This window comes from Streptomyces sp. NPDC014623 (genome assembly GCF_043088245.1).
In the GTDB taxonomy this organism is placed as follows: domain Bacteria; phylum Actinomycetota; class Actinomycetes; order Streptomycetales; family Streptomycetaceae; genus Streptomyces.
The window spans coordinates 125,461-151,583 of sequence record NZ_JBIBZU010000004.1 but is presented as its reverse complement, the minus strand read 5'-3'; the positions used below and the strand labels follow the sequence as shown (position 1 = coordinate 151,583).

Here is a 26,123-nt window from a genome sequence, read left to right as displayed (position 1 = left end):
ATAGCCTGCGGGAACAGATGACCGAGCGGCGAAGGGGGTCCCATTCATGCGGGTGCTGGGGGTGGACCCGGGGCTGACCCGGTGCGGCGTCGGAGTCGTCGAGGGAGTGGCCGGCCGACCGCTCACCATGGTCGGCGTCGGCGTCGTGCGGACCCCGCCCGACGCGGAGCTCGGCCACCGGCTCGTCGCCATCGAGCAGGGCATAGAGCGCTGGCTCGACGAGCACCGGCCCGAATGCGTCGCCGTGGAGCGGGTCTTCAGCCAGCACAACGTGCGTACGGTGATGGGCACCGCTCAGGCCAGTGCCGTCGCCATGCTCTGCGCGTCGCGCCGCGGCATCCCGGTCGCCCTGCACACCCCCAGCGAGGTCAAGGCCGCAGTCACCGGATCGGGACGCGCCGACAAGGCCCAGGTAGGGGCCATGGTGACCCGGCTGCTGCGGCTCGACGCCCCACCGAAGCCCGCTGACGCCGCCGACGCCCTCGCCCTCGCCATCTGCCACATCTGGCGCGCGCCCGCGCAGAACCGACTGCAGCAGGCCGTCGCCGCCCACCGCACGCTGAAAGGCCGTACCGCATGATCGCCTTCGTTTCCGGCCCGGTGGCCGCCCTCGGCCCGGTCACAGCCGTGATCGAGGTCGGCGGCATCGGCATGGCCGTCCAGTGCACCCCCGGCACGCTCGCCGGCCTGCGCATCGGCGAGGAGGCCAGGCTGGCCACGTCCCTGGTCGTCCGGGAGGACTCGCTCACCCTCTACGGCTTCGCGGACGACGACGAGCGGCAGGTCTTCGAGCTGCTGCAGACCGCCAGCGGGGTGGGCCCCAGGCTCGCCCAGGCCATGCTCGCCGCCCACAGTCCCGACGCCCTGCGCATCGCCGTCGCCACCGGCGACGAGAAGGCGCTCACCGCCGTCTCCGGCATCGGCAAGAAGGGCGCCCAGAAGCTCCTCCTCGAACTCAAGGACCGGCTCGGCGAACCGGTCGGCGCACACAGCGGCCGGCAGGGCGTCGGCGCCGCCGTCAGCAGCTCCTGGCGCGACCAGCTGCAGGCCGCCCTGATCGGCCTCGGCTACGCCACCCGCGAGGCCGACGATGCCGTGACCGCCGTGACCCCGCAGGCCGAGGCGGCGATCGCCGGCGGCGCTCAGGCCCCCGTACCGCAGCTGCTGCGCGCCGCACTGCAGACACTGAACCGCGCACGCTGACCCCAGGGGCCCATACGCCCTGCACGCCGGCCGGAGCACCGCGCGGACCGGCACCGAAACACCCGAGGCGGGACTGACGAGATGAACTGGGACGAAACCGGACCCGACACCGGCGACCTCACGGACGAGCGGCCGGACGACCGCCTGGTCGACGCCGGAGCGGACGGCGAGGACACGGCGGTCGAGGCGGCCCTGCGCCCGAAGGACCTGCACGAGTTCGTGGGGCAGGAGAAGGTGCGTGAACAACTCGACCTGGTCCTCAAGGCCGCCCGTGCCCGGGGCGCCACCGCCGATCACGTCCTGCTCTCCGGCGCCCCCGGCCTGGGCAAGACCACCCTCTCCATGATCATCGCGGCCGAGATGGGCGCGCCGATCCGGATCACCTCCGGCCCCGCCATCCAGCACGCCGGCGATCTCGCTGCGATCCTCTCCTCGCTCCAGGAGGGCGAGGTCCTCTTCCTCGACGAGATCCACCGCATGTCGCGGCCGGCCGAGGAGATGCTCTACATGGCGATGGAGGACTTCCGGGTCGACGTCATCGTCGGCAAGGGCCCGGGGGCCACGGCCATCCCGCTGGAACTGCCGCCGTTCACCCTCGTCGGCGCCACCACCAGGGCGGGACTGCTGCCGCCCCCGCTGCGCGACCGCTTCGGCTTCACCGGACACATGGAGTTCTACGCCCCCACCGAGCTGGAGCGGGTCATCCACCGCTCCGCCGGCCTCCTCGACGTCGCCATAGACACAGCGGGAGCCGCAGAGATCGCCGGACGCTCCCGGGGCACGCCCCGCATCGCCAACCGTCTGCTGCGCCGCGTCCGGGACTACGCCCAGGTCAAGGCGGAAGGGCGGATCGACCGTGACATCGCGGCCGCGGCCCTGCGGGTGTACGAGGTCGACGCCCGGGGGCTCGACCGGCTGGACCGTGCGGTGCTGAGCGCCCTGCTGAAGCTCTTCGGGGGAGGCCCCGTCGGGCTCTCCACCCTCGCGGTGGCCGTGGGGGAGGAGCGCGAGACGGTCGAGGAGGTCGCCGAGCCCTTCCTCGTGCGGGAAGGACTGCTCGCGAGGACCCCACGGGGCAGGGTCGCCACCCCTGCGGCGTGGGCGCACCTCGGGCTCGCACCGCCGCAGCACGGCGCAAAGGGACAACAGGGCCTGTTCGGGGCGTGACACAGCGCGGGCTGGCCAGCAGGGGAACCACGGTGCCATCCTGGACGTTGTTCCAACGATGCGGACTCGCTTAGACTCCGCCGATGCCGTCCGTACAGGTCGGTGTGCCCACCCCCGTAGATCAGGCCGCGTGATTATCAGCGTGGTCGTGCGAAGGAAGTTCCGTCCCGTGAGTCTCGTGACCCTCCTCCCCTTCATCGTGCTCATCGGGGCCATGTTCCTGATGACCCGGTCCGCCAAGAAGAAGCAGCAGGCGGCTGCGCAGATGCGCGACGACATGCAGCCCGGCACCGGCGTCCGGACGATCGGGGGCATGTACGCCACCGTCAAGGAGATTCAGGACGACACGGTTCTCCTCGAGGTCGCGCCCGGCGTCCACGCCGTCTACGCCAAGAACGCCATCGGCGCCGTCCTGGACGACGCGGAGTACAACCGCATCGTCCACGGCGACGACGAGCTGGAGAGCGACGGCACCGTCGTGCCCGACGACGCCTCATCGCTCACCGCCGGTGAGCCCGCGGACGCGGACGTCGCGAAGATCGACCTGGGCAAGAAGGCCGAGGACGCCGACGCGCCGAAGGACGCCGACGTCAAGGACGCCAAGGCCGACGGCGAGGGCGACGCGAAGTAGTTCCACGACCCACAGACGCCGGGCACCCACAGGTGTCCGGCGTCTTACGGGCCGTGCGGTCTTCTGCGGGGGCGGGTCCCCACAACACTTCGTGGCCGCTCGGGCGCGTACCCGGCGCGGGGCGGTTGGACAGGGAGAAACGAAAAGGTGGCAGCACCGAAGAAAGGCCGGGGCTCAACCGGTGGACAGGGGAGGCCGGGGCGTGCCCTGGTCCTGATCCTCATCGCCATGGTCGCCCTGACCGGCGGGATGTTCCTGTCAGGTCACACCACGCCCCGGCTCGGTATCGACCTTGCGGGCGGCACCTCGATCACCCTCAAGGCGAAGAGCCAGCCCGGCAAGCCCGAGGCGATCAACGAGACCAACATGAACACCGCGGTCAGCATCATCGAACGCCGTGTCAATGGTCTGGGCGTCTCCGAGGCCGAGGTCCAGACCCAGGGCGCATCGAACATCATCGTCAACATCCCCAAGGGGACGAATTCGAAGCAGGCCCGGGAGCAGGTCGGCACGACCGCCCAGCTCTACTTCCGGCCCGTGCTCACGGTCACCGGCGGCGAGCCGGCACCCGAAGGTTCCGCGAGTCCGTCCGAGAGCGGCTCCGGGAAGCCGAGCGCCACGCCCAGTGCGAAGGCGAGCGACCCGGAAACGGCCTCCGACCCGAAGACGACGCCCTCGGCGGGCGCCACCACCCAGGGCCGTGCCGTCACCGGCGCCCTGAAGCAGGACACGACGCCGACCCCTGCCGCCGGCGCCGCCGGTGCGGCGGACACCCCCGCGGCGACCGGCACACCCGACCCCGCCACCGCAGCGCTCGAGAAGAAGTTCACCGCGCTGGACTGCACCGACCCGTCCGCCCGCGCCAAGGCCGGTGACGGCGTCAAGCCCGAGGACCCCACGGTCGCGTGCAGCTCCGAGGGTGACGCCAAGTACCTCCTCGGCCCGGCCGAGGTCTCCGGCACGGACGTCGACGACGCGAAGGCCCAGTTCGACCAGCAGCGCGGCATCTGGCTCGTCTCCATGGAGTTCACCGACAAGGGCTCCAAGAAGTTCCAGTCGATCACGAAGAAACTGTCGACGCAGCAGTCCCCGCAGAACCAGTTCGCGATCTCCCTCGACGGTGAGGTCGTCTCCGCACCCCAGGTGAACGAGGCGCTCAGCGGCAGCGCCGAGATCTCCGGCAGCTTCACCCAGCAGTCGGCGGAGGACCTGGCCAACGTCCTCTCCTACGGGGCGCTCCCGCTGTCCTTCAGCGAGGACACCGTCACCACCGTCACCGCCGCCCTCGGCGGCGAGCAGCTGGAGGCCGGTCTCATCGCCGGTGCCATCGGACTGGCGCTGGTCGTCATCTACCTGGTGGCCTACTACCGCGGTCTGGCGCTCATCGCGCTCCTCAGCCTGCTGGCCTCCGGCGTCCTGACCTACACGATCATGGCCCTGCTCGGTCCGGCCATCGGCTTCGCGCTGAACCTCCCGGCCGTCTGCGGTGCCATCGTGGCGATCGGTATCACGGCGGACTCCTTCATCGTCTACTTCGAACGCATCCGGGACGAGATCCGTGAGGGCCGCACACTCCGGCCGGCCGTCGAGCGCGCCTGGCCCAGGGCCCGGCGCACCATCCTCGTGTCCGACTTCGTGTCGTTCCTCGCCGCGGCCGTGCTCTTCCTCGTCACCGTCGGCAAGGTCCAGGGCTTCGCGTTCACGCTCGGTCTCACGACCCTGCTCGACGTCGTCGTGGTGTTCCTCTTCACCAAGCCCGTGATGACACTGATGGCCCGTACGAAGTTCTTCGCCAGCGGTCACCCGTGGTCCGGCCTGGACCCGAAGCGGCTCGGCGCCAAGCCCCCGCTGCGCCGCTCACGCCGCGTCAACGTCCGCACCGACCACCCGAAGGAGGCGTGAGATGTCGCGACTCGGCAATCTCGGCGCCCGGCTCTACCGTGGCGAGGTCGGTTACGACTTCATCGGCAAGCGCAAGATCTGGTACGGCGTCTCGATCCTGATCACCATCACGGCCATCCTCGGTCTGGCGGTCAGCGGTCTGAACATGGGCATCGAGTTCAAGGGCGGTGCCGTCTTCACGACCGACACCAAGGCCAAGGTGTCCGTCTCCCAGGCACACGAGGACGCGGTCGAGGCCTCCGGCCACGAGGCGATCGTCCAGGAGCTCGGCAACGGCGGGCTCCGGATCCAGATCACCGAGGTCGACACCCAGAAGGCCGACGAGATCAAGGCCCAGCTCTCCGAGGACCTCGGCATCCCCGAGGCGAAGATCAACGCGGACCTCGTCGGCCCCAGCTGGGGCGAGCAGATCGCCAACAAGGCCTGGGCGGGCCTCGGCATCTTCATGGTCCTCGTGGTGGTCTACCTGGCCATCGCCTTCGAGTGGCGCATGGCCGTCGCGGCCCTGATCGCGCTGATCCACGACATCACCATCACGGTCGGTGTCTACGCCCTCGTCGGCTTCGAGGTCACCCCGGGCACCGTGATCGGTCTGCTCACGATCCTCGGTTACTCCCTCTACGACACGGTGGTCGTCTTCGACAGCCTGAAGGAGGGCACGCACGGGATCACCAAGCAGACCCGCTGGACCTACAGCGAGATCGCCAACCGTTCCATCAACGGCACGCTGGTGCGCTCGATCAACACCACCGTCGTCGCCCTGCTGCCGGTCGCCGGTCTGCTGTTCATCGGTGGCGGCGTGCTCGGCGCGGGCATGCTGAACGACATCTCGCTGTCCCTCTTCGTCGGCCTCGCCGCCGGTGCGTACTCCTCGATCTTCATCGCCACCCCGCTGGTCGCCGACCTCAAGGAGCGCGAGCCGCAGATAAAGGCACTGAAGAAGCGGATCCTCGCCAAGAGGGCCGCGGCGGCCGCCAAGGGCGAGTCCGTCGAGGACGAGGGCGACGGCCGGGCCGGGGACCCCGACGGGGACACCGAGCCCGCCGGGGCGGTCGTGGGCCAGCGGCGGGAGTCCGGAGGCCACGGCAGGACCCCGAGGAACCGCCGATGACCGGCACGAGCGTCACCGACGCCACCCGGGAACTCCTGCTCAGCCGTATCCGTGACGTGCCGGACTACCCGAAGCCCGGAGTGATGTTCAAGGACATCACCCCGCTGCTCGCGGACCCGGCCGCCTTCAGCGCGCTCACCGACTTCTTCGTGGAGCTCTGCGTACGGTACGGGGCCACCAAGATCGTCGGCCTCGAGGCGCGTGGCTTCATCCTGGCCGCACCGGTCGCGGTCCGGGCGGGGATCGGGTTCGTGCCCGTGCGCAAGGCGGGGAAGCTGCCCGGCGCCACGCTCGGTCAGGCGTACGAGCTGGAGTACGGCACGGCGGAGATCGAGATCCACGCCGAGGACCTGGCCGCCGACGACCGGGTCATGGTCATCGACGACGTCCTGGCCACCGGCGGTACCGCCGAGGCCTCGCTGGAACTGATCCGGCGGGCCGGAGCGCAGGTCGCCGGGGTGGCGGTCCTCATGGAGCTCGGCTTCCTCGCCGGCCGCAGCCGGCTCGGGGCAGGACTGCGGGGCGCCCCGCTGGAGGCTCTGATCACCCTCTGACCTGCGCCGCGGGCATGAGGACGTACAGGACGGGTACCCGGGAACATCCGGGTACCCGTCCTGTTGCCGTGAGGGGTTCCACACTCCCCGGGCGAGGACCCGCCCGGGGCTCGATACCATGGGTTTTCCGGTAGCCCGGATCCGCACGAGGAGCGCTCTTGCCAGACGAGGCCCAGCCAGCCGCCGCCCCGCAGCCCGAAAGGCCCGCGGCGGCCTCCGCCACGCCCGGGAAGGGCCGGCCCGACGGGGCGGGCACGCCCGGGCCCGCCGGTGAGCGCACCCAGGGCCCCGCCCAGGCTCCGGCCCCCCAGACGCCCACGGCCCAGGCGAAGCCGGCCCCGCCTCCGGGGTCGAAGACGCAGCCGCCTCCCAGGACGAAGACCCCGCCTCCGGGCTCGAAGACGCCGACTCCCGGACCGGAGTCCGTGCCCTCCTCCGGCACGGAGCAGGCGCCCCCGGTGAAGCCGGCCGCGGAGCCGAACCCCCCGGCACCCGCCCCCGCGGCGAAGCCCCCCTCCAGAGCCGTCGCCGTTCCGCCGGCCCCGCCCGCGCGCTCCGGCGGCTCGTCCAACCGTGTGCGGGCCCGTCTCGCCCGACTGGGGGTGCAGCGCTCCAGTCCGTACAACCCGGTCCTCGAACCCCTCCTGCGTACGGTCCGCGGCAACGACCCCAAGATCGAGTCCGCCACGCTGCGGCAGATCGAGAAGGCCTACCAGGTCGCCGAGCGCTGGCACCGCGGCCAGAAGCGCAAGAGCGGCGACCCGTACATCACCCATCCGCTCGCCGTCACCACGATCCTCGCCGAGCTCGGCATGGACCCGGCGACTCTGATGGCCGGGCTGCTGCACGACACGGTCGAGGACACCGAGTACGGCCTGGACACCCTGCGCAAGGACTTCGGCGACCAGGTCGCGCTGCTCGTCGACGGCGTCACCAAGCTCGACAAGGTCAAGTTCGGCGAGGCCGCCCAGGCGGAGACCGTACGCAAGATGGTCGTCGCCATGGCCAAGGACCCCCGGGTCCTCGTCATCAAGCTCGCCGACCGGCTGCACAACATGCGCACCATGCGCTACCTCAAGCGGGAGAAGCAGGAGAAGAAGGCCCGCGAAACCCTCGAGATCTACGCGCCCCTGGCTCACCGCCTGGGCATGAACACCATCAAGTGGGAGCTGGAGGACCTCGCCTTCGCGATCCTCTACCCCAAGATGTACGACGAGATCGTCCGCCTCGTCGCCGAGCGCGCACCCAAGCGGGACGAGTACCTCGCGATAGTGACCGACGAGGTCCAGGCCGACCTGCGCGCCGCCCGGATCAAGGCCACCGTCACCGGACGGCCGAAGCACTACTACAGCGTCTACCAGAAGATGATCGTGCGGGGCCGCGACTTCGCGGAGATCTACGACCTGGTGGGCATCCGGGTCCTCGTCGACACCGTCCGCGACTGCTACGCGGCGCTCGGCACCGTGCACGCCCGGTGGAATCCGGTGCCGGGGCGGTTCAAGGACTACATCGCGATGCCCAAGTTCAACATGTACCAGTCGCTGCACACCACGGTGATCGGTCCCAGCGGCAAGCCCGTCGAGCTCCAGATCCGTACGTTCGACATGCACCGCCGCGCGGAGTACGGCATCGCGGCGCACTGGAAGTACAAGCAGGAAGCAGTCGCCGGCGCCTCCAAGGTCCGCACCGACATCCCGAAGAACACCGGTGGCGGGCGCGGCCAGGACACGGTCAACGACATGGCGTGGCTGCGCCAGCTCCTGGACTGGCAGAAGGAGACCGAGGACCCCAGTGAGTTCCTGGAGTCCCTGCGGTTCGACCTGTCGCGCAACGAGGTCTTCGTCTTCACACCGAAGGGCGACGTGATAGCGCTGCCCGCCGGGGCGACGCCGGTCGACTTCGCGTACGCGGTCCACACGGAGGTCGGCCACCGGACCATAGGGGCACGGGTCAACGGCCGGCTCGTACCGCTGGAGTCGACGCTCGACAACGGCGACCTGGTGGAGGTCTTCACCTCCAAGGCGGCCGGCGCCGGGCCCTCCCGCGACTGGCTCCAGTTCGTCAAGTCGCCCCGGGCGCGCAACAAGATCCGGGCCTGGTTCTCCAAGGAGCGGCGTGACGAGGCGATCGAGCAGGGCAAGGACGCCATCGCGCGAGCCATGCGCAAGCAGAATCTGCCGATCCAGCGGATCCTGACGGGCGACTCCCTGGTCACTCTCGCCCATGAGATGCGCTACCCCGACATCTCCTCGCTCTACGCGGCGATCGGCGAAGGCCATGTCACCGCGGCCGGTGTCGTCCAGAAACTGGTCCAGGCACTCGGCGGCGAGGACGCGGCCAACGAGGACCTGGCGGAGAGCTCGCCGCCCTCGCACGGGCGCAGCAAACGCCGGGCCAACGCGGACCCGGGCGTGGTCGTCAAGGGTGTCGAGGACGTCTGGGTCAAACTGGCCCGCTGCTGCACTCCCGTACCCGGCGATCCGATCATCGGATTCGTCACCCGGGGCAGCGGCGTCTCCGTGCACCGTGCGGACTGCGTCAACGTCGACTCGCTCTCGCAGCAGCCCGAGCGGATCCTCGACGTCGAGTGGGCGCCCACCCAGTCGTCGGTCTTCCTCGTCGCCATCCAGGTCGAGGCGCTGGACCGCTCCAGGCTGCTCTCCGACGTCACCCGGGTCCTGTCCGACCAGCACGTGAACATCCTGTCGGCAGCCGTGCAGACCTCCCGCGACCGGGTGGCCACCTCACGCTTCACCTTCGAGATGGGTGACCCGAAGCACCTGGGGCACGTCCTGAAGGCCGTACGCGGCGTGGAAGGCGTCTACGACGTCTACCGGGTCACCTCGACGCGGCGGCCGTAACGCCTGGCGCGTAGGAACCGTCGGCGACGAGGCTCCGGCGCACGTCGCCGGCGAGACGCTCCGGTTACGCGTCGCCCTCGTACTGGCCGTGCTCCAGGAAGTACCGCATCTCCTCCGGGGGCCCTCGATGGCCTCCTCGGCCGCCGCGCGGAGCGCGTCGCCGATGCCCGGCCGGGCGAGGAGGCTGGTGAGGGCGGCCTGGTCGTCCTCGGCCCGGGCGGGGCGGTAGCCGGTTTCCAGCCACTGCCGCATGACCTCGGCGGAGCCGCTGTCGAGGGCCTCGCCGGCCTCGGGGATGATCCTCCTTCCGCTGTCCTCGTCCGCCAGGATGCGCAGGATCGAGGCACGGAGGTCGTCGTCGGACATCTCGTCCACCGGCGTGAGCGGGCCGTCCGCGGCGGCCGGCACCGCCGTCACGGTGCCGGCCGCGGACGGCGATCCGGCGGCGAGGGCGGCACGGGTGATTCTCATGTGTTGATCTGCATCGAGGCCGTGGTGAATACAGCGGATCCGGCACGCGCACACCATGCTGGTGCGGGACTCATCCGCTTCGGCCTGTTCGGGACCAAGGCGGGAGCCCGGCGGTGCTTCACGGATCTTCGTTGCCGTCCGCATGCGTGAGGGGCCCCGCACGCGACGCGTGCGGGGCCCCTCACCGGGTGGGAAAGCCGGCTTCAGCCGCCGAACTCCTCCAGGCCCTTCAGCGCCTGGTCCAGCAGAGCCTGCCGGCCCTCGAGCTCGCGGGAGAGCTTGTCGGCCCTGGCGTTGTTGCCCGAGGCGCGTGCCGTGTCGATCTGCGTGCGCAGCTTGTCGACGGCCGCCTGGAGCTGGCCCGTCAGACCCTCGGCGCGCGCCCGGGCCTCCGGGTTCGTCCGGCGCCACTCGGACTCCTCGGCCTCCTGGAGCGCGCGCTCCACCGCCTGCACCCGGCCCTCGACCTTCGGGCGGGCGTCACGCGGGACGTGGCCGATGGCCTCCCAGCGCTCGTTGATGGAACGGAACGCGGCCCGGGCCGCCTTCAGATCCGTCACCGGAACGAGCTTCTCGGCCTCGGCGGCGAGCTCCTCCTTCAGCTTGAGGTTCTCGCCCTGCTCCGCGTCCCGCTCCGCGAAGACGCCGCTGCGGGCCGCGAAGAACACGTCCTGTGCGCCGCGGAAGCGGTTCCACAGCTCGTCCTCGGCCTCGCGCTGGGCGCGGCCCGCAGCCTTCCACTCGGTCATCAGGTCGCGGTAACGCGCCGCCGTCGCACCCCAGTCGGTCGAACCGGAGAGCGACTCGGCCTCGGCGACCAGCCGTTCCTTGACCTTGCGGGCCTCCTCGCGCTGGGCGTCCAGCGCGGCGAAATGAGCCTTGCGGCGCTTGGAGAAGGCCGAACGGGCATGCGAGAAGCGGTGCCACAGCTCGTCGTCGGACTTGCGGTCCAGACGAGGCAGCCCCTTCCAGGTGTCGACGAGAGCCCTCAGGCGCTCACCCGCGGACCGCCACTGCTCGCTCTGCGCCAGCTCCTCGGCCTCGACGACGAGCGCCTCCTTGGCCTGACGGGCCTCGTCGGTCTGCTTCGCCTTCTGGGCCTTGCGCTCCTCACGGCGTGAGTCGACCGTCGCGACGAGCGCGTCCAGCCGCTTGCCGAGCGCGGCGAGATCGCCGACGGCGTGATGCTCGTCGACCTGCGCACGAAGGTGCTCGATCGCCGCCGTGGCGTCCTTCGCCGAGAGGTCGGTGGTCTTCACCCGCCGCTCGAGGAGGCCGATCTCGACCACCAAGCCCTCGTACTTGCGCTCGAAATAGGCCAGAGCCTCCTCGGGGGAACCGGCCTGCCACGATCCGACGACCTGCTCGCCCTCGGCCGTACGCACGTACACGGTGCCCGTCTCGTCGACACGGCCCCACGGGTCGCTGCTCACAGCGCCTCCTCCACCTGATGCATCGAGGGGGTTCGCCCCCCGTGCATCGTCCACAGTTTCCTGGGGCGGGCAGCGCCCGCCCTGCACAACGCCAATCTAGGCGACCGGCCGCCCGGCTGTCCGCACTCAGCGCGGCTGAAATTCTCCGGTGCGCTCCAGGGACTCCGCGCCGGGCGACCACACCTGCGGTCAGACCTTGTCGACCGTCACCTTCTCGACCGTGACGGCCTTCTTCGGGGCGCCGTCGCCCGCCCCATCGGCGACGCCCGCCTCGGCGACCTTCTTGACGGCCTTCAGACCCGCATCGTCCATGGTGCCGAACGGTGTGTAGCTGGGCGGGAGTTTGGTGTCCTTGTAGACCAGGAAGAACTGGCTGCCGCCCGTGCCGGGCTGGCCGGTGTTCGCCATCGCGACGGTGCCCGCAGGGAACGTCACCGAACCGTCGGCGCCCGCCTTGCCCAGCGCGGTCAGATTCTCGTCAGGGATCGTGTAACCGGGACCGCCCGTGCCGTCCCCCTTGGGGTCACCGCACTGCAGGACGAAAATACCCTGCGTGGTCAGTCGGTGGCACTTCGTGTCGTCGAAGTACCCCTTGTCCGCGAGGGCCTTGAAGGAATTCGTGGTGTGCGGGGTCTTCGCCGCGTCCATCGCGATACCGATGTCGCCCTGGTTCGTCTTGAGCGACATGGAGTACTTCGCCTTCTTGTCGATCTTCATCGCCGGCTCGGGAGCGCTGCTCTCGCTCTTCGAGGGCGAGGGCGACGGGTCGGCGCTCGCGGCCGCGTCCGCGGAGGTCTTCGAGTCGTCGCCGTCGAGCGAGACGTACGCGCCCACGCCGATGACCGCCACCACGGCCGCCGACGAGGCGATGATCGCCGTGAGACGCCTGGTCCTCCGGCGTGCTTCCTCCCGACGCTGCTGCTGCCGCTCGAACTTCTCCCGGGCGAGCTGCCGCCGCCGCTGATCGCTGCTGACCACCGGATGATCTCCTTGCGCGTCGTGTGATCGGTCCTGGAATGCCCGTACGGTATATGGGTTAGCTGTGGAATGAGGAGCGCCGGTAGTCTCTGATCTGCCGCATTCGCCTCCGCGGCCCTCCTCGTCGGACGAACACTAAGGACGATCGTGCTCATTGCCGGGTTCCCCGCCGGGGCCTGGGGGACCAATTGCTACCTGGTCGCCCCCGCCGCCGGTGAGGAGTGCGTGATCATCGACCCGGGTCACCAGGCCGCCCAGGGCGTCGAGGAAGCGCTGAAGAAACATCGGCTCAAGCCCGTCGCCGTCGTCCTCACCCATGGCCACATCGACCACGTCGCCTCGGTCGTCCCCGTGTGCGGAGCCCACGACGTCCCCGCCTGGATCCACCCGCAGGACCGCTACATGATGAGCGATCCGGAGAAGGCGCTGGGCCACTCCATCGGGATGCCGCTGATGGGCGAGCTGACCGTGGGGGAGCCGGACGACGTCCAGGAGCTGACCGACGGCGCCAGGCTGGAGCTGGCGGGTCTGGAGTTCGGCGTCGCGCACGCGCCCGGCCATACCAAGGGGTCGGTGACGTTCCGGATGCCCGAGGCCGCGGATGTCCCGCAGATCCTCTTCTCGGGCGACCTGCTCTTCGCCGGCTCCGTCGGACGTACCGACCTGCCCGGTGGTGACCACGCCGAGCTGCTCGAGTCGCTGGCCCGTGTGTGCCTGCCGCTCGACGACTCGACCGTGGTGCTGTCCGGCCACGGCCCCCAGACGACCATCGGCCGCGAGCGCGCCTCCAATCCGTACCTGAGCGGTCCGGCCGCGCCGCGCCGCGGAATGTGACGAGAGAAAAGAACCGTGAGTACCTTCCAGGCCCCCAAGGGCACGTACGACCTGATCCCGCCTCGCTCCGCGAAGTTCCTCGCGGTGCGCGACGCGATCTCCGCACCCCTGAAGAACTCCGGCTACGGCTACATCGAGACTCCCGGCTTCGAGGACGTCGCCCTGTTCTCACGCGGTGTCGGTGAGTCCACCGACATCGTGTCCAAGGAGATGTACGCCTTCGAGACCAAGGGCGGCGACAAGCTGGCGCTGCGCCCCGAAGGCACCGCGTCCGTGCTGCGCGCGGCGCTGGAGGCCAACCTGCACAAGGCGGGCAACCTGCCCGTGAAGCTCTGGTACTCCGGTTCGTACTACCGCTACGAGAAGCCGCAGGCGGGCCGCTACCGTCACTTCTCCCAGGTGGGCGCAGAGGCCATCGGCACCGAGGACCCCGCGCTCGACGCCGAGCTGATCATCCTCGCCGACCAGGCGTACCGCTCTCTCGGACTCAGCCAGTTCCGCATCCTGCTGAACTCGCTGGGCGACAAGGAGTGCCGTCCCGTCTACCGGGAGGCGCTCCAGAGTTTCCTGCGCGACCTCGATCTCGACGAGGAGACCCGCCGCCGCATCGAGATCAACCCGCTGCGCGTCCTCGACGACAAGCGGTCCGACGTCCGGAAGCAGCTGACCGGCGCCCCGATGCTGCGTGACTTCCTCTGCGACGCCTGCAAGGCGTACCACGAGGAGGTCCGCTCTCTGCTGACGGCCGCCGGCGTGGTGTACGAGGACGACGAGAAGCTGGTCCGGGGCCTCGACTACTACACCCGCACGACCTTCGAGTTCGTCCACGACGGCCTGGGGTCCCAGTCCGCGGTGGGCGGCGGCGGCCGGTACGACGGCCTGTCCGAGATGATCGGCGGCCCCGCTCTGCCGTCGGTCGGCTGGGCGCTCGGTGTGGACCGCACGGTCCTCGCCCTGGAGGCCGAGGGTGTCGAACTCGGCATCCCCGCCACCACCAGCGTGTACGCCGTGCCGCTCGGCGACGAGGCGCGCCGGGTGCTCTTCGGGCTGGTCACGGAGCTGCGGAAGGCCGGGATCGCCACGGACTTCGCATACGGCGGCCGTGGTCTGAAGGGCGCGATGAAGAACGCGAACCGTTCCGGCGCCCGCTACGCGATCGTGGCCGGCGAGCGTGATCTCGCCGAGGGCGCGGTCCAGCTCAAGGACATGGAGTCCGGCGAGCAGGAGCCGGTCGCGCTCGACGCGCTCGTGACCACGGTGCGGGCCGGACTGGCCTGAGCCGGAAGCTGTCCGCCCACCGCTGTGCCCGCCCGGGCGGGCACAGCCCGTCGGAGCACTCCCAGCCCCGCAGGCAGGTCCCGGGAGCACGCACGTGTGCGTCCCGTCAACTCCGCGAGACCGGATTCACCGCAGGGAGGTTTCCGATACGGGACCGCTCGACGGCTTCCGGCGCCGCCGGGTCGTTGCCGCGTGCAGGGGGGGCGCTGCCCCGTCATGGTCGCGGTGGCCCTGCGGAATGCGGGTTCCGCCGACGGCACGGGCTTCCCGGGGACCGCCGGTTCCGGCTTTTCCGGCGCACACTTTTATGTCGATCGAACGGTCGGCCGCACGGTCGGTGCGGCACAATGACCGTGCCCGGCCGGCTACTCAGTGATGGAACGGCGATATGACGATGGCAGCGGTAGACCACCCCTCCTCCCGGCGGGACGAGGACGACGGCGCGAAGACCTACGGCGGCAGTCGCGCGCTCGCGCTGCTGCTGGTGATCACCGGCGCTGCCGGACTGCTCGCCGCCTGGGTCATCACGATCGACAAGTTCAAGCTGCTCGAGGACCCGAGCTTCACTCCGGGCTGCAGCCTGAACCCGGTGGTCGCGTGCGGCAACATCATGAAGAGCGAGCAGGCGGCCGCCTTCGGCTTCCCCAACCCGATGCTCGGCATCGCCACCTACTCGGTGGTCATCGGCATCGGCATGGCGCTCCTCGCCGGGGCCCGCTTCCGCGCCTGGTACTGGCTGGGCCTCAACGCGGGCACCCTGTTCGGCGTCGGCTTCTGCACCTGGCTGCAGTACCAGTCGCTGTACAACATCAATTCGCTCTGCCTGTGGTGCTGCCTGGCCTGGGTCGCGACGATCTTCATGTTCTGCTACGTCACCACGCACAACATCAAGCACGGCATCCTGCCCGCCCCCGCCTGGCTGCGGAACACCCTCACCGAATTCCACTGGGTGCCGCCGGTGCTCTGGATCGGGATCATCGGCATGCTGATCCTGACCCGCTGGTGGGACTTCTGGACCAGCTGACGCGCCGGGCGGTCCTGTCGGCGGGGTGACATAGGCTTCCTCACGTGGAGCCCGACCTCTTTACCGCAGCAGCCGAAGACCGCCAGGAGAAGGACCCGTCCAGCAGCCCCCTCGCTGTCCGGATGCGTCCTCGCACGCTGGACGAGGTCGTCGGCCAGCAGCACCTGCTCAAGCCGGGTTCGCCGTTGCGCCGCCTCGTCGGCGAGGGCAGCGGAGGGCCCGCGGGCCCCTCGTCGGTGATCCTGTGGGGCCCGCCCGGCACGGGGAAGACGACCCTCGCGTACGTGGTCAGCAAGGCCACCAACAAGCGCTTCGTCGAGCTCTCCGCGATCACCGCGGGCGTCAAGGAGGTCCGGGCCGTCATCGAGGGCGCGCGCCGCGCCACCGGCGGCTTCGGCAAGGAGACCGTCCTCTTCCTCGACGAGATCCACCGCTTCTCCAAGGCCCAGCAGGACTCCCTGCTCCCCGCCGTGGAGAACCGCTGGGTCACGCTGATCGCGGCCACCACGGAGAATCCGTACTTCTCGATCATCTCCCCGCTGCTGTCGCGCTCCCTGCTCCTCACCCTGGAGCCGCTCACCGACGAGGACCTGCGCGCGCTCCTGCGCCGGGCGCTGACCGACGAGCGGGGACTGGGCGGCGCCGTCACCCTGCCCGAGGACGCCGAGGCCCATCTGCTGCGTATCGCGGGCGGCGACGCCCGCCGCGCGCTGACCGCGCTGGAGGCGGCCGCAGGAGCGGCCCTCACCACGCACGAGCGGGAGATCACCCTCACGACGCTGGAGGAGACCGTCGACCGCGCCGCCGTGAAGTACGACCGCGACGGCGACCAGCACTACGACGTCGCGAGCGCCCTGATCAAGTCCATCCGCGGGTCCGACGTGGACGCCGCCCTGCACTATCTGGCGCGCATGATCGAGGCGGGGGAGGACCCGCGCTTCATCGCCCGGCGACTGATGATCTCCGCCAGTGAGGACATCGGACTCGCCGATCCGACGGCGCTGCCCACAGCGGTGGCGGCGGCCCAGGCGGTCGCCATGATCGGATTCCCCGAGGCGGCGCTGACCCTCAGCCATGCCACGATCGCGCTGGCGCTCGCCCCCAAGTCGAATGCGGCGACGCTGGCGATCTCCGCCGCGCAGGAGGACGTGCGCCGGGGCCTCGCGGGCCCGGTCCCGGCCCATCTGCGCGACGGCCACTACAAGGGCGCCGCCAAGCTGGGCCACGCCCAGGGCTATGTCTACCCGCACGACGTGCCCGGAGGCATCGCCGCCCAGGAGTACGCCCCGGACGCCGTCCGCGGCCGGCGTTACTACGAACCCACGCGGTACGGAGCGGAGGCACGCTACGCCGATGTGGCGGACAGGGTCCGCGAGCGGCTCGGCCGCGAGCAGGGCGGGCCGGCGTCCTCGTGACCGCGGCTCAGCACGACGCCGCCGCGAAAAGGGTGCGCATCGCGCGGCGCAGCTCGCAGACGTCGCGTACGGGCTCGGGGAATTCGAACCGGGCGTCGAAGCAGGCGTCGCGGCCGTCCACGAACCGCACCCGGAGCCCGAAACGGTCGAGCGCGAGCGGGACGGCACCGATCCGGTGCTCCGCGCAGCCGCACTCGGTCCGGTCACCGAGCAGCGCGGACAGGGTGGCCATCTGCTCGTCGTGAGCGGCGTGCAGATGCTGGAGCAGCTCGGCCTCATGGGTGGCCAGAGGATCGGCGACGGCGTCCCGGAAGGCCTCCGGCTCCACCTCCTCGAACCCCCACAGATCGTCGACGGATGCCTCCCCGGTCTCCAGCCGGAGCATCATCCGGCCGGGCTGAGCGAGCCCCGGTACGGCGGTGAGCCAGCCGGCGATCCTGGCACGGCCGCGGATCCGGTGCGGGACCGAGACCGGTGCGACATCGGTGATCTCCAGCACAGCGGTCAGTTCGTCGCCCTGGGCGCGCGTCGCGGCCCGTACGACCGGGGAATCGGCGGGGAAGCCGAGGAAGAGGTCCCCCTCGGGGCCGATGCTCCTGCTGACCGGCATCAGCTGGTCCGGGTGGACCACCGAGAGCCCGGGTACGAGCAGCACGGCGGAGCAGGTACTCTGTACGAGAGTTCGTGTGCGCTCGGCTGCTGACGGCAGCCGAGTGTTTTCAAGCCCGCTGGGACGCGGCTGACCACGATCAGATCGGCCTTCCGTCGTAGCAGCACCTTCTTCTGGTGTGCTGCCGCTGTCTGTGCTGTCCGTGACGTGTGTGGTGTTCCCAGGGCGAGACATGCGATCTCCTTGAGTAAGGTAAGCCTAACCTAACCTACAACGGAGGTCTGGAGAACGTGCCTAACCAGTCGCGTCCCAAGGTCAAGAAGTCGCGTGCCCTCGGCATCGCCCTGACGCCGAAGGCTGTCAAGTACTTCGAAGCCCGCCCCTACCCGCCGGGCGAGCACGGCCGTGGCCGCAAGCAGAACTCGGACTACAAGGTCCGTCTGCTCGAGAAGCAGCGTCTGCGTGCGCAGTACGACATCAGCGAGCGCCAGATGGCGCGCGCCTACGACCGCGCCCGTAAGGCCGAGGGCAAGACGGGCGAGGCGCTGGTCGTCGAGCTCGAGCGCCGCCTCGACGCCCTGGTCCTGCGTTCGGGCATCGCCCGCACCATCTACCAGGCCCGCCAGATGGTCGTCCACGGCCACATCGAGGTCAACGGCGGCAAGGTCGACAAGCCTTCCTTCCGCGTGCGTCCCGACGACGTCGTGCAGGTCCGCGAGCGCAGCCGCTCCAAGGTCCCCTTCCAGGTGGCCCGTGAGGGTGGTTACGACACCGACGGCGAGACCCCGCGCTACCTCCAGGTGAACCTGAAGGCTCTGGCCTTCCGCCTGGACCGGGACCCGAACCGCAAGGAAATCCCGGTCATCTGCGACGAGCAGCTCGTCGTCGAGTACTACGCCCGCTGATGACGCAGGCGTAGCTCTCGACCGAGCCCGGGCCCGCCCCTCCCCGCTGTGCGGGAGGTGGCGGGCCTTCGCGTTTCCCCGTCCGGCATCTCCCGGGCGTCTCCTCGGCGGCCGGGGTGCCGTCCGCCCCGGCCCCTGCCACGGTGGCGAGCCCGGACTCCCGCAGGAGCGGCTCGGGTTCCGCCAGTTCGTCGTCGCGTCCCACGAAGGTGTTCAGCTCCGCCGGGAGATTCCCGCGGACAGGAGCGGGTTCCGCGTCGCCGGGCACGAGGGAGAGCGGTGAGGGCGTCGCACGGAACACGCAGAGTGCCGGCGCGTGATCTCTCCGTACGATCTTCCCGGGACCGGGGCCCGCGCCGCCCGTCCGTAATGCGGTACGGCGCGTGACGTCCGGCGCGATAGGCTCGGGGGACGACGATCGGCGGTGGTGGCAGGACGCGCCCGCCGGGACGTGACAGGCGGATACCGGCCGGGAACGGCCGGTACGGGTGACGAGCAGAGAGCGGTGCGCTGTGTCCGGTGGAGAGGTGGCCGGCATCCTGGTGGCTGTCTTCTGGGCGATCCTGGTGTCCTTCCTCGCCGTGGTACTGGTGAGGCTGGCCCAGACGCTCAAGGCGGCCACCGCGCTGGTGGCGGACGTGACGGAGCAGGCGGTTCCGCTGCTCGCCGACGCCTCCGCCACGCTGCGTTCCGCGCAGACCCAGCTCGACAAGGTCGACGCCATCGCGAGCGACGTCCAGGAGGTCACCTCCAACGCCTCCGCCCTGTCCACCACCGTCGCGTCGACGTTCGGCGGCCCGCTCGTGAAGGTCGCCGCGTTCGGTTACGGGGTGCGGCAGGCGATCGGCCGTCGTACCGCCGCGGAGCCGGAACCGGCCCGCAGGGCCTCCCGCCGCACCGTGATCGTCGGCCGTACCGTGCCGTCCGCCCGTGACAGGAAGCGGAACGGCCGGAGCTCCCGTGGACAGAAGGACTGAGCCAGCGATGTTCCGCCGTACGTTCTGGTTCACCGCCGGCGCAGCCGCCGGCGTCTGGGCCACCACCAAGGTCAACCGCAAGATCCGGCAGCTGACCCCCGAGAGCCTCGCGGCGCAGGCCGCGGACAAGGCGATCGAGGCAGGTCACAAGCTGAGGGACTTCGCCCTCGACGTGCGTGAGGGCATGGTCAGGCGCGAGGCCGAACTGGGCGGGGCACTCGGCATCGAGGCGCCTGCCGGTCCCGAACCCGCCGTCCACCGGACGCTCCCCTACAACTCGAACAACCGGAATGAGGACTACTGATGGAGTCGGCTGAAATCCGCCGCCGCTGGCTGAGCTTCTTCGAGGAGCGCGGTCACACCGTCGTGCCTTCGGCGTCGCTCATCGCGGACGACCCGACTCTGCTGTTGGTCCCCGCGGGCATGGTCCCCTTCAAGCCCTACTTCCTCGGCGAGGTCAAGCCGCCCGCCCCGCGCGTCACCAGCGTGCAGAAGTGCGTGCGTACGCCGGACATCGAAGAGGTCGGCAAGACCACCCGGCACGGCACGTTCTTCCAGATGTGCGGCAACTTCTCCTTCGGCGACTACTTCAAGGAAGGCGCCATCGAGTTCGCCTGGGCGGCGCTCACGAACTCCGTGGAGGACGGTGGCTTCGGGCTCGACCCCGAGCGTCTGTGGATCACGGTCTACCTCGACGACGACGAGGCCGAGCAGATCTGGCGCGAGAAGATCGGCGTGCCGGCCGAGCGCATCCAGCGCCTGGGCAAGAAGGACAACTTCTGGTCCATGGGCGTCCCCGGCCCCTGCGGTCCGTGCTCCGAGATCAACTACGACCGCGGCCCCGAGTTCGGCGTCGAGGGCGGCCCCGCCGTCAACGACGAGCGCTACGTGGAGATCTGGAACCTGGTCTTCATGCAGTACGAGCGCGGTGCGGGTGACGGCAAGGAGGACTTCCCGATCCTCGGGGACCTGCCGTCGCAGAACATCGACACCGGTCTCGGCCTCGAACGCCTCGCGATGATCCTGCAGGGCGTGCAGAACATGTACGAGACCGACACCCTGCGCGTCGTCATGGACAAGGCCACCGAGCTCACCGGCGTGCGCTACGGCGCCGACCAGGGCTCCGACGTCTCCCTCCGTGTCGTCGCCGACCACATCCGCACCTCGGTGATGCTCATCGGCGACGGCGTCACCCCGGGCAACGAGGGCCGTGGCTACGTCCTGCGCCGCATCATGCGCCGCGCCATCCGCAACATGCGGCTCATGGGTGCCACCGGCCCGGTCGTCCGTGAACTCGTCGACGTCGTCGTCGACACCATGGGCCGGCAGTACCCGGAGCTGATCACCGACCGCAAGCGCATCGAGACCGTCGCGCTGGCCGAGGAGGCCGCCTTCCTCAAGGCCCTCAAGGGCGGCACGAACATCCTCGACACCGCCGTCACCGAGACCAAGGCCGCCGGCGGTAAGGTCCTGGCCGGCGACAAGGCGTTCCTGCTCCACGACACCTGGGGCTTCCCGATCGACCTCACGCTGGAGATGGCCGCCGAACAGGGCCTCTCGGTCGACGAGGACGGATTCCGCCGCCTGATGAAGGAGCAGCGGGAGCGCGCCAAGGCCGACGCCAAGGCCAAGAAGACCGGTCACGCCGACCTGTCCGCCTACCGCGAGGTCGCCGACCACTCAGGCGTCACCGAGTTCACCGGGTACACCGCCACCGAGGGCGAGTCGAAGATCGTCGGCCTGCTGGTCGACGGCGTGCCCTCGCCCGCCGCGACCGAGGGCGACGAGGTGGAGGTCGTCCTCGACCGCACCCCCTTCTACGCCGAGGGCGGCGGCCAGCTCGCCGACCAGGGCCGGATCAGGCTCGGCACCGGCGCCGTCATCCAGGTCCGCGACGTGCAGCAGCCGGTCCCGGGCGTCTCGGTCCACAAGGGCTCGGTCCAGGTCGGCGAGGTGACGGTCGGCGCCTCCGCCTACGCCGCCATCGACAACACCCGTCGCCGCGCCATCGCCCGCGCCCACAGCGCCACGCACCTCACGCACCAGGCGCTGCGCGACGCCCTGGGCCCGACGGCCGCCCAGGCCGGTTCGGAGAACTCGCCGGGCCGCTTCCGCTTCGACTTCGGCTCGCCCGCCGCCGTACCCGGCACGGTCCTGACCGACGTGGAGCAGAAGATCAACGAGGTCCTGGCCCGGGAGCTCGACGTCCAGGCCGAGGTCATGTCCATCGACGACGCCAAGAAGCAGGGCGCCATCGCGGAGTTCGGCGAGAAGTACGGCGAGCGGGTCCGTGTCGTCACCATCGGCGACTTCTCCAAGGAGCTGTGCGGCGGTACGCACGTCGGCAACACCGCCCAGCTGGGTCTGGTGAAGCTGCTCGGCGAGTCGTCCATCGGTTCCGGCGTGCGCCGTATCGAGGCCCTCGTCGGCGTCGACGCGTACAACTTCCTCGCCAAGGAGCACACGGTCGTCGCCCAGCTCCAGGAGCTGCTCAAGGGCCGCCCCGAAGAGCTTCCCGAGAAGATCTCCGGCATGCTCGGCAAGCTGAAGGAGGCCGAGAAGGAGATCGAGAAGTTCCGCGCGGAGAAGGTCCTCGCGGCCGCCGCCGGGCTGGTGGAGTCGGCCAAGGACGTACGCGGTGTCGCGCTGGTCACCGGGCAGGTGCCCGACGGCACCTCGGCCGACGACCTGCGCAAGCTCGTCCTCGACGTGCGCGGGCGCATCCAGGGCGGCCGCCCTGCCGTCGTGGCCCTGTTCACCACGGCCAACGGCCGCCCGCTGACGGTCATCGCCACCAACGAGGCCGCCCGCGAGCGCGGCCTCAAGGCCGGTGACCTGGTGCGCACCGCCGCCAAGACCCTCGGTGGCGGCGGTGGCGGCAAGCCGGACGTCGCCCAGGGCGGTGGCCAGAACCCGGACGCCATCGGTGACGCCGTCGCCGCCGTCGAACGCCTTGTCACCGAGACGGCGTGACGCCGCACATGTCGCAGATGCGCCGTGGACGCCGACTCGCCATCGACGTCGGAGACGCCCGCATCGGGGTCGCCTCGTGCGACCCCGACGGGATCCTCGCCACGCCGGTGGAGACCGTGCCGGGACGTGACGTCCCGGCCGCCCACCGGCGGCTCGGGCAGATCGTCGCGGAGTACGAGCCGATCGAGGTCGTCGTCGGGCTGCCCCGTTCCCTGGGTGGCGGAGAGGGCCCGGCGGCCGTGAAGGTCCGCGCCTTCGCCCAGGTGTTCGCCCGCGCGATCGCGCCGGTCCCGGTGCGTCTCGTGGACGAGAGGATGACCACAGTGACGGCCACTCAAGGGCTGCGCGCTTCGGGCGTGAAGTCCAAGAAGGGCCGTTCTGTCATCGACCAAGCTGCCGCTGTGGTGATCCTTCAGAACGCTCTGGAGTCCGAACGGGCGTCAGGCACTGCTCCGGGCGAGGGCGTCGAAGTGGTTGTCTGATCGCAATACGGTAACGTTCCGCGCGATGCGCCGGTGTTCGAACAGACACCGCACAGCAAAGCGAAGAGACGGAGCGTCGTCTCGCGGCTCAAGGGGATCGATGACTGAGTATGGCCGGGGCTCCGGCTCCGAACCGTGGCATCCCGAGGACCCCTTGTACGGGGACCAGGGGTGGGGGGGCCAGCAGGCCGCCTACGGCCAGGGCCCGTACGAAGGCCAGCAGCAGCCCTACGCGCAGGACCCGTACGCCCAGCAGGGGCAGGGTTACCAGCAGGACCCGTACCAGCAGCAGGACCCCCAGCAGCAGTACGGCACGCCGCAGGACCCGTACGCCCAGCAGCAGCCCCAGCCACCGCAGTACGACGGCGGCTGGGACACCGGCCAGCAGGCGGCGATGCCGTACGCGGCCCAGCAGCCCCAGCACGGCGACGCCCCCGGCGGCTACGGCGAACAGGCCGACCACTACGGGACCACCGAGGCCTACCCCCCGCCGCAGCCCCCGGGCCGCCGTGAGCAGGAGCCCCAGCAGCAGGGGCGGGACTGGGACCCGGAGACGCCGCAGGAGGAGACGCATCCCTTCTTCACGGGCGCGGACGAGCCGGGCGACGGCCGTGGCTCCCGCTCCCGCTCCCGTTCCCGCTCCGGCGAGGACGACGAACACGACGACGACCCGCGTGAGTCCCGCAGGGGCGGCGGCGAGCGCCGAGGCAAGGGCAAGAAGAAGAGCCGCAACGGCTGCGCCTGCCTGGGCGTCGCGGCGGTCCTCGTCGGAGGTCTCGGCGGGGTGGGGTACCTCGGCTACTCGTACTTCCAGAACCAGTTCGGCTCGGCGCCCGACTACGCGGGCAGCGGCACGGGCTCGGTCGAGGTGGAGATCCCGCCCGGTGCGCTGGGCAACGAGATCGCGAACATCCTGAAGAAGGCCGGCGTCGTGAAATCCGTCGACGCCTTCGTCTCGGCGCAGAACGGGAACCCCAAGGGTGGCTCCTTGCAGGCCGGGTCCTATCTCCTGAAGAAGGAGATGTCGGCGAAAAGCGCTGTAGAAATGATGCTGGACCCGAAAAGCCAGAACGGAATGATGGTCACTCCGGGTACGCGCAACGCCACCGTGTACGCGGAGCTCGACAAGAGGCTCCAGCTCAAGGCAGGTACGACCGAGGGCGTCGCCAAGACCCATGCGGGCAGCCTCGGTCTCCCCGACTGGGCGGACAACGATCCGGCCATAAAGGATCCGCTGGAGGGGTTTCTCTACCCGGCCACCTACGCGGTCACCAAGGGGACGAAACCCGAAGCCGTCCTGAAGAAGATGGTCAGCCGGGCCACCGCCGAGTACGGCAAACTCGATCTGGAAGCAACTGCGAAGAAGCACAATTTGGACGGCCCCTGGCAGGTCCTCACCGTCGCGAGCCTCGTCCAGGCCGAGGGCAAGACGCACGATGACTTCCGGAAGATGAGCGAAGTCGTCTACAACCGCCTCAAGCCCACTAACACCGAGACGAATCAGTTGCTTCAGTTCGACTCGTCGTTCAACTACCTCATGAAGCAGAGCAAGATCAATATCAGTGTGTCCGAGATCCACAAGAACAAGGATCCGTACAACACCTACACGCAGCGGGGCCTCACACCCGGCCCCATCGGCAACCCGGGCACTGATGCGCTGGCCGCCGCGCTGAACCCCACCGCGGACGGCTGGCTGTACTTCGTGGCCACCGATGGGCAGCACAAGACCGAGTTCGCCAAGAACTATGACGACTTCCTGAAGCTCAAGGAAAAGTTCGATGCCCTCGAATGAGGCCCACAGGGCGGCCGTCCTCGGCTCGCCCATCGCCCACTCCCTCTCCCCGGCCCTCCACCGGGCCGCGTACGAGGAGCTGGGGCTGGAGAACTGGTCGTACGACCGATTCGACGTGGACGAGGAGGGACTCCCCGGTTTCGTCGAAGGGCTGGACCCCTCCTGGGCCGGGCTCTCCCTGACGATGCCGCTCAAGCGGGTGATCATTCCCCTGCTGGACGGGATCACCGACACGGCGGCCTCGGTCGAGGCGGTCAACACCGTCGTCCTCGCTGAGGACGGCCGCCGGACCGGCGACAACACCGACATCCCCGGGATGGTCGCGGCCCTGCGCGAACGCGGTGTCGACAAGGTCGAGTCCGCCGCGGTCCTGGGCGCCGGAGCCACGGCGTCCTCCGCGCTGGCCGCCCTCGCCGGGATCTGCGCCGGGCCGGTCACGGCCTACGTGCGCAGCGCGGCACGGGCCGACGAGATGCGTGGCTGGGGCGAGCGCCTCGGTGCCGACGTCAGGATCGCGGACTGGACGCGGGCCGAGGAGGCCTTCCGCGCCCCCCTGGTGATCGCCACCACTCCGGCCGGCACCACGGATGCCCTGGCAGAGGCCGTCCCCGCGACCCCCGGCACCCTGTTCGACGTGCTGTACGAGCCCTGGCCGACCCGGCTGGCCTCCCGCTGGGCAGCGGCCGGCGGGCCGGTGGTCGGTGGGCTCGACCTCCTCGTGCACCAGGCTGTTCTTCAGGTGGAACAGATGACGGGGTGTCCGAAGGCGCCGCTCGCCGTGATGAGGGCGGCGGGCCGGACGGCGCTCCACGGACGGAAGCCGGAGGCTTCCGGATAACGGGAACCGGGCGCGTGTGCCGGAACCGCCGGCGGGCGGGGCCCGTGCGAAGACGCCGCGGCGGGCGGGACGGCTCCACGTCCCGCCCGCCGGACGGATTTCTCAGGGCTCAGGCGGCCTCGGACACCCAGCAGGTCCTGTACGTCACGATGTCGCTGCCCTCCTTGTTGGCGATCTGGATCCCGATGCCGTAAAGGCCGGCATCGCTCTGGGCGCTGGTGTACCAGGTCCGGCCCCCCGGGGCGCCGCCGGAGTAGGAGCGCCAGCCCCAGTACTTGATTCCGCCGCCGTAGTTGCGGGACACGAAGCGGACCTCGGGGTGGTGGCCGTCCGAGGAGATGTCGTACGCGGTGAGCTCCAGGTCGATCGACGTGATGGTGCCCTTGCTCCACCAGCGGTACCCCAGCTCACCCTTGGCGCCGCCCGACGTGCATTCGAGGTAGCGCCAGTCCGAATTCCCCTGTCCGGCGTATGCGGTGCCGCCGAGGGTGGCCGACAGGGCCAACGCGGCGCCCAGGGTCAGGGATATAAGGGATTTACGCATGCTGCACATCCTGATTAATTACATTCATGGAATTTCTGCGCCGTGATTGTTACGCCCTCCTGACAGAGCGTCAAGCGCATTGATTTGATGAAGGCAAATGGCATGCATGGTGTGTGAACGCGACATCGACGCGACTTCCC

The 26,123-nt window shown here is 70.1% G+C and carries 24 protein-coding genes; 19 read left to right on the top strand and 5 right to left on the bottom strand.

Features of this window, described 5'->3' with window-relative positions; genetic code table 11:
• Window positions 1–46 precede the first annotated feature (46 nt).
• The 8 genes from ruvC (at window position 47) to ACF1FZ_RS09135 (ending at window position 9,429) form a co-directional block, all read left to right on the top strand.
• Window positions 47–580 carry a crossover junction endodeoxyribonuclease RuvC gene (ruvC, locus tag ACF1FZ_RS09170; protein ID WP_325749653.1) on the top strand — a complete coding sequence of 178 codons (534 nt, stop codon included), beginning with the start codon at window positions 47–49 and terminating at the stop codon, window positions 578–580.
• Window positions 577–1,203 carry a Holliday junction branch migration protein RuvA gene (gene ruvA, locus ACF1FZ_RS09165; protein WP_391772727.1) on the top strand — a complete coding sequence of 209 codons (627 nt, stop codon included), beginning with the start codon at window positions 577–579 and terminating at the stop codon, window positions 1,201–1,203. Before ruvC ends, ruvA begins: the two co-directional genes overlap by 4 nt.
• Window positions 1,204–1,284: 81 nt before the next feature.
• On the top strand, window positions 1,285–2,370 hold the full coding sequence (gene ruvB, locus ACF1FZ_RS09160) for a Holliday junction branch migration DNA helicase RuvB (protein WP_391772726.1): 1,086 nt from the start codon (window positions 1,285–1,287) through the stop codon (window positions 2,368–2,370).
• A gap of 169 nt (window positions 2,371–2,539) precedes the next feature.
• The gene (yajC, locus tag ACF1FZ_RS09155; protein ID WP_391772725.1) at window positions 2,540–3,001 is read left to right on the top strand and encodes a preprotein translocase subunit YajC; all 462 of its coding nucleotides are present in this window, start codon (window positions 2,540–2,542) and stop codon (window positions 2,999–3,001) included.
• 147 nt (window positions 3,002–3,148) lie between these two features.
• Window positions 3,149–4,903 (top strand): protein translocase subunit SecD, encoded by a 1,755-nt coding sequence (gene secD, locus ACF1FZ_RS09150; RefSeq protein WP_391772724.1) that lies wholly within the window; start codon window positions 3,149–3,151, stop codon window positions 4,901–4,903.
• A 1-nt stretch (window position 4,904) separates the two neighbouring features.
• Window positions 4,905–6,014, top strand: coding sequence for a protein translocase subunit SecF (gene secF, locus ACF1FZ_RS09145; RefSeq protein ID WP_391772723.1), 1,110 nt, complete (start codon window positions 4,905–4,907; stop codon window positions 6,012–6,014).
• Window positions 6,011–6,568 (top strand): adenine phosphoribosyltransferase, encoded by a 558-nt coding sequence (locus ACF1FZ_RS09140; RefSeq protein WP_391772722.1) that lies wholly within the window; start codon window positions 6,011–6,013, stop codon window positions 6,566–6,568. Before secF ends, ACF1FZ_RS09140 begins: the two co-directional genes overlap by 4 nt.
• A gap of 458 nt (window positions 6,569–7,026) precedes the next feature.
• Complete coding sequence (locus tag ACF1FZ_RS09135) at window positions 7,027–9,429, top strand: RelA/SpoT family protein (protein WP_391772973.1); 2,403 nt, start codon at window positions 7,027–7,029, stop codon at window positions 9,427–9,429.
• On the opposite strand, the gene ACF1FZ_RS09130 is transcribed toward ACF1FZ_RS09135, so the two are convergent.
• From ACF1FZ_RS09130 to ACF1FZ_RS09120, 3 genes are all read right to left on the bottom strand, one after another.
• The gene (locus tag ACF1FZ_RS09130) at window positions 9,313–9,900 is read right to left on the bottom strand and encodes a hypothetical protein (RefSeq protein WP_391772721.1); all 588 of its coding nucleotides are present in this window, start codon (window positions 9,898–9,900) and stop codon (window positions 9,313–9,315) included. The two genes, ACF1FZ_RS09135 and ACF1FZ_RS09130, sit on opposite strands and share 117 nt — an antisense overlap.
• A gap of 203 nt (window positions 9,901–10,103) precedes the next feature.
• The gene (locus ACF1FZ_RS09125) at window positions 10,104–11,333 is read right to left on the bottom strand and encodes a DUF349 domain-containing protein (protein ID WP_391772720.1); all 1,230 of its coding nucleotides are present in this window, start codon (window positions 11,331–11,333) and stop codon (window positions 10,104–10,106) included.
• A 189-nt stretch (window positions 11,334–11,522) separates the two neighbouring features.
• Window positions 11,523–12,311, bottom strand: a complete 789-nt coding sequence (locus ACF1FZ_RS09120; RefSeq protein ID WP_391772719.1) for a peptidylprolyl isomerase — start codon at window positions 12,309–12,311, stop codon at window positions 11,523–11,525.
• 147 nt (window positions 12,312–12,458) lie between these two features.
• On the opposite strand from ACF1FZ_RS09120, the gene ACF1FZ_RS09115 reads away from it, so the two are divergent.
• From ACF1FZ_RS09115 to ACF1FZ_RS09100, 4 genes are all read left to right on the top strand, one after another.
• Window positions 12,459–13,145, top strand: a complete 687-nt coding sequence (locus ACF1FZ_RS09115; protein WP_391772718.1) for an MBL fold metallo-hydrolase — start codon at window positions 12,459–12,461, stop codon at window positions 13,143–13,145.
• A 15-nt stretch (window positions 13,146–13,160) separates the two neighbouring features.
• Window positions 13,161–14,423, top strand: a complete 1,263-nt coding sequence (gene hisS, locus ACF1FZ_RS09110) for a histidine--tRNA ligase (RefSeq protein WP_391772717.1) — start codon at window positions 13,161–13,163, stop codon at window positions 14,421–14,423.
• Between the two features lie 388 nt (window positions 14,424–14,811).
• Window positions 14,812–15,447, top strand: coding sequence for a vitamin K epoxide reductase family protein (locus ACF1FZ_RS09105; RefSeq protein WP_391772716.1), 636 nt, complete (start codon window positions 14,812–14,814; stop codon window positions 15,445–15,447).
• 44 nt (window positions 15,448–15,491) lie between these two features.
• Entirely contained in the window at window positions 15,492–16,862 is a 1,371-nt protein-coding gene (locus ACF1FZ_RS09100; RefSeq protein ID WP_391772715.1) for a replication-associated recombination protein A, read from the top strand.
• 7 nt (window positions 16,863–16,869) lie between these two features.
• On the opposite strand, the gene ACF1FZ_RS09095 is transcribed toward ACF1FZ_RS09100, so the two are convergent.
• Window positions 16,870–17,571 (bottom strand): DUF2470 domain-containing protein, encoded by a 702-nt coding sequence (locus ACF1FZ_RS09095; RefSeq protein WP_391772972.1) that lies wholly within the window; start codon window positions 17,569–17,571, stop codon window positions 16,870–16,872.
• Between the two features lie 191 nt (window positions 17,572–17,762).
• On the opposite strand from ACF1FZ_RS09095, the gene rpsD reads away from it, so the two are divergent.
• The 7 genes from rpsD to ACF1FZ_RS09060 all read left to right on the top strand — a co-directional run bounded on the left by rpsD (window position 17,763) and on the right by ACF1FZ_RS09060 (window position 25,439).
• On the top strand, window positions 17,763–18,377 hold the full coding sequence (gene rpsD, locus ACF1FZ_RS09090; RefSeq protein WP_014157362.1) for a 30S ribosomal protein S4: 615 nt from the start codon (window positions 17,763–17,765) through the stop codon (window positions 18,375–18,377).
• 527 nt (window positions 18,378–18,904) lie between these two features.
• Window positions 18,905–19,354: a DUF948 domain-containing protein gene (locus tag ACF1FZ_RS09085; RefSeq protein ID WP_391772714.1), complete on the top strand. Its 450-nt coding sequence runs from the start codon at window positions 18,905–18,907 to the stop codon at window positions 19,352–19,354.
• A 7-nt stretch (window positions 19,355–19,361) separates the two neighbouring features.
• A complete protein-coding gene (locus tag ACF1FZ_RS09080; RefSeq protein ID WP_391772713.1) occupies window positions 19,362–19,658 on the top strand; it encodes a hypothetical protein in 297 nt (98 codons plus the stop codon).
• A complete protein-coding gene (gene alaS, locus ACF1FZ_RS09075) occupies window positions 19,658–22,327 on the top strand; it encodes an alanine--tRNA ligase (RefSeq protein WP_391772712.1) in 2,670 nt (889 codons plus the stop codon). Before ACF1FZ_RS09080 ends, alaS begins: the two co-directional genes overlap by 1 nt.
• A gap of 8 nt (window positions 22,328–22,335) precedes the next feature.
• The gene (gene ruvX, locus ACF1FZ_RS09070) at window positions 22,336–22,809 is read left to right on the top strand and encodes a Holliday junction resolvase RuvX (RefSeq protein ID WP_391772971.1); all 474 of its coding nucleotides are present in this window, start codon (window positions 22,336–22,338) and stop codon (window positions 22,807–22,809) included.
• A 100-nt stretch (window positions 22,810–22,909) separates the two neighbouring features.
• Window positions 22,910–24,601, top strand: coding sequence for an endolytic transglycosylase MltG (mltG, locus tag ACF1FZ_RS09065; protein WP_391772711.1), 1,692 nt, complete (start codon window positions 22,910–22,912; stop codon window positions 24,599–24,601).
• Window positions 24,588–25,439, top strand: a complete 852-nt coding sequence (locus ACF1FZ_RS09060) for a shikimate dehydrogenase (RefSeq protein WP_391772710.1) — start codon at window positions 24,588–24,590, stop codon at window positions 25,437–25,439. The genes mltG and ACF1FZ_RS09060 overlap by 14 nt, the downstream gene beginning before the upstream one ends.
• A 109-nt stretch (window positions 25,440–25,548) precedes the next feature.
• Here ACF1FZ_RS09060 and ACF1FZ_RS09055 read toward each other — a convergent pair whose 3' ends face one another.
• Window positions 25,549–25,983, bottom strand: coding sequence for a hypothetical protein (locus ACF1FZ_RS09055; RefSeq protein ID WP_391772709.1), 435 nt, complete (start codon window positions 25,981–25,983; stop codon window positions 25,549–25,551).
• Between the last annotated feature and the right edge of the window lie 140 nt (window positions 25,984–26,123).

Coding starts and splice junctions, on each gene's coding strand:
- ruvC (WP_325749653.1), top strand. CDS start 47: ATGCGGGTGCTGGGGGTGGACCCGGGGCTGACCCGGTGCGGCGTCGGA.
- ruvA (WP_391772727.1), top strand. CDS start 577: ATGATCGCCTTCGTTTCCGGCCCGGTGGCCGCCCTCGGCCCGGTCACA.
- ruvB (WP_391772726.1), top strand. CDS start 1,285: ATGAACTGGGACGAAACCGGACCCGACACCGGCGACCTCACGGACGAG.
- secF (WP_391772723.1), top strand. CDS start 4,905: ATGTCGCGACTCGGCAATCTCGGCGCCCGGCTCTACCGTGGCGAGGTC.
- ACF1FZ_RS09140 (WP_391772722.1), top strand. CDS start 6,011: ATGACCGGCACGAGCGTCACCGACGCCACCCGGGAACTCCTGCTCAGC.
- ACF1FZ_RS09130 (WP_391772721.1), bottom strand. CDS start 9,900: ATGAGAATCACCCGTGCCGCCCTCGCCGCCGGATCGCCGTCCGCGGCC.
- ACF1FZ_RS09105 (WP_391772716.1), top strand. CDS start 14,812: ATGACGATGGCAGCGGTAGACCACCCCTCCTCCCGGCGGGACGAGGAC.
- ACF1FZ_RS09080 (WP_391772713.1), top strand. CDS start 19,362: ATGTTCCGCCGTACGTTCTGGTTCACCGCCGGCGCAGCCGCCGGCGTC.
- alaS (WP_391772712.1), top strand. CDS start 19,658: ATGGAGTCGGCTGAAATCCGCCGCCGCTGGCTGAGCTTCTTCGAGGAG.
- ruvX (WP_391772971.1), top strand. CDS start 22,336: ATGTCGCAGATGCGCCGTGGACGCCGACTCGCCATCGACGTCGGAGAC.
- mltG (WP_391772711.1), top strand. CDS start 22,910: ATGACTGAGTATGGCCGGGGCTCCGGCTCCGAACCGTGGCATCCCGAG.
- ACF1FZ_RS09060 (WP_391772710.1), top strand. CDS start 24,588: ATGCCCTCGAATGAGGCCCACAGGGCGGCCGTCCTCGGCTCGCCCATC.
- ACF1FZ_RS09055 (WP_391772709.1), bottom strand. CDS start 25,983: ATGCGTAAATCCCTTATATCCCTGACCCTGGGCGCCGCGTTGGCCCTG.